The following is a 2,215-nucleotide window of genomic DNA, read 5'->3' as shown; positions in this document are numbered from 1 at the left end:
CCCCCCCCCCCCCCCCCCCCCCCCCCCCCCCCCCCCCCCCCCCCCCCCCCCCCCCCCCCCCCCCCCCCCCCCCCCGCTGCTGCATGCCCAATCCCTGTACCTATAACTCCGCGATAACGGCCAGGCCGCCGTGCGTGGCGGCGGAATGGCAAAACGCCGCTGACCCAGTCCATACCGTATGTTGCGTTAACCCCCCTGATCAGTACTACTAGTATGCGTAGTAGCCGATTGTTAAGGTACGACATACAGTTTTCGGTAATTCACAGGACATTAAGTTTGAATAAACCTGGACTAGCAGGGTGCTCCTCTACTAGCCTCCCAACTGTTGCACTCATGTTGACTACGAGATTTTCGGAGTCGGTGAGCGTCGGCCTTAGATAGCGACACCCGCCGGCTCGGTCGTCTCGGTCAGCGACGAACTGCAACGACGGTTGCGGTCGGCCTTGCTGACGCTCCAGCCGGTTGCTGGGTGGGGCGCCGCAAGGCGGCCGAGCCGGATGCCCGGGCTACATCGAGCAGAAACGGACCGGGCTTCTGCGCGAGCGGCTTCAGTCAACCGGGGGGTTGAAAGGGAGACCCTGTGGTTGGGGAGTTGGATGCAGCTTGATCATCAAGCACTTCCGCTTACGCGCGGACAGCTAGATATCTGGCTGGCGCGCGAAACCGGTCACTCCGATACCGAGTGGCAGCTCGGACTGTTCGTGCGGATCGACGGCCCGGTCCACCGCGAAGCCCTGCAATGGGCGATCCGGCAGGCGGTGCAGGAAGCCGAACCGACCCGGGTCGCCTTCGTCGAGGTGGACGGTCAGGTTTTCCAGCGGGCAATCGACTATCCGGACGTCGAACTGACCTTTGACGACCTGACCGACTTGCACGATCCCGTGCAGGAAGCGCGCCGGCGAGCGTTGGCGATCCAGCGGACGCCCATGGCGCTCACCGGGCCGCTGTTCCGGTTCGTCCTGTTTGCGACCCGGCGCAACGAATACTTCTTGTTCGCCTGCTGCCACCACATCGTGATCGACGGGACCGGCGTCGGGCTGGTCGGTCACCGCATCGCCTCGATCTACTCCGCGATCGTCGCCGCCGGCCCCATTCCGACGGCCGTCTTCGGCTCATTGCAGGAGCTGATCGACTGCGAAACACAGTACGAAGGTTCCGCTGATTACCGGGCGGACGAGTCGTATTGGTCGGCGAACCTCCCGCCGGACAGCGAGGGGCACCACCGGCTGCCCCAGGGCGCCGGCGAGCGTGACCCGTGGCCGTCCGCCCCGATAGCACTGGACCCCGGCGTGCTGCGCCGAGTCGATCGGTTCTCCCAGGTCTGGGGCGTCTCCCAGACGTCGGTCATCACCGCCGCCTGCGCGCTGCTGGTGCGCGGATGGTCCGCTGAGGGCGCGGACGTGGTGCTCGACTTCCCCGTCAGCCGGCGCGTGCGCCCGGAGCTGAAGACCCTTCCCGGGATGGTCGCCGGCGTCGTGCCGCTGGTGTTGAGCGTCGCTCCGCAAGCCACGGTCGCCGCCTTCTGCACGCACGTCGAGACGCGCATCGACGAAGCGATCGAGCACCAGCGGTTCCCGGTGCACGCGCTGGAACGCAAGGTTCGCGGCCTGACGAAGCCGCCCGAAAGGGTCAGCGTCAATTTCATCCCGTCGGCGTTCACGCTGCCCTTCGGCGGCGTCACGGCGTCGGCGTCCTACACGAACTCCGGCCAGGCGGACGGCTTCGGCCTCATCTTTTCCGGCGACGGCGACGAGCTGTTTCTCAGCACGGCGGGCAAGTGGGAACCGTGGTCGCATCTCGAGGCCGCCGACTTGGCGGCGCGGCTGCAGCAGCTTTTGGCGGCGATGACGGCCGATCCAACCCGGCGGCTGCTGTCACTGGATGCCATCGACGCGGACGAGCGCGCCCGACTCAACGAGTGGGGCAACGCCGCGGCGTTGGGCCGGGCGGCGACGCCGGTGTCGGTGGTGGAGTTGTTCGCCGCGCAGGCGGCGCGCACCCCGGACGCGGTGGCGCTGACGTTCGGGGACCGGTCGATGACGTACCGGCAGCTCGACGAGGCCGCAAATCGGTTGGCGCACGTCCTGCTCGAGGAGGGTGCGGGCCCGGGTGAGTTTGTGGCGCTGCTGTTTTCGCGCTCGGCCGAGGCGATCGTGTCGATCTTGGCGGTGCTCAAGTCCGGGGCGGCGTACCTGCCGATCGACCCCGCGCTGCC

At 67.4% G+C, this 2,215-nt stretch carries 1 protein-coding gene; it reads left to right on the top strand.

Annotation, left to right across the window (positions count from 1 at the left end):
• Positions 1-596 precede the first annotated feature (596 nt).
• The coding region (locus tag A5775_RS08100) for a condensation domain-containing protein (protein WP_156660616.1) at positions 597-2,215 on the top strand (1,619 nt) is incomplete at its 3' end.

This window comes from Mycobacterium sp. 852002-10029_SCH5224772, assembly GCF_001667315.1.
In the GTDB taxonomy this organism is placed as follows: domain Bacteria; phylum Actinomycetota; class Actinomycetes; order Mycobacteriales; family Mycobacteriaceae; genus Mycobacterium.
Note: the sequence above shows the minus strand (reverse complement) of the source record. Positions and strands in the feature narration are given on the sequence as shown.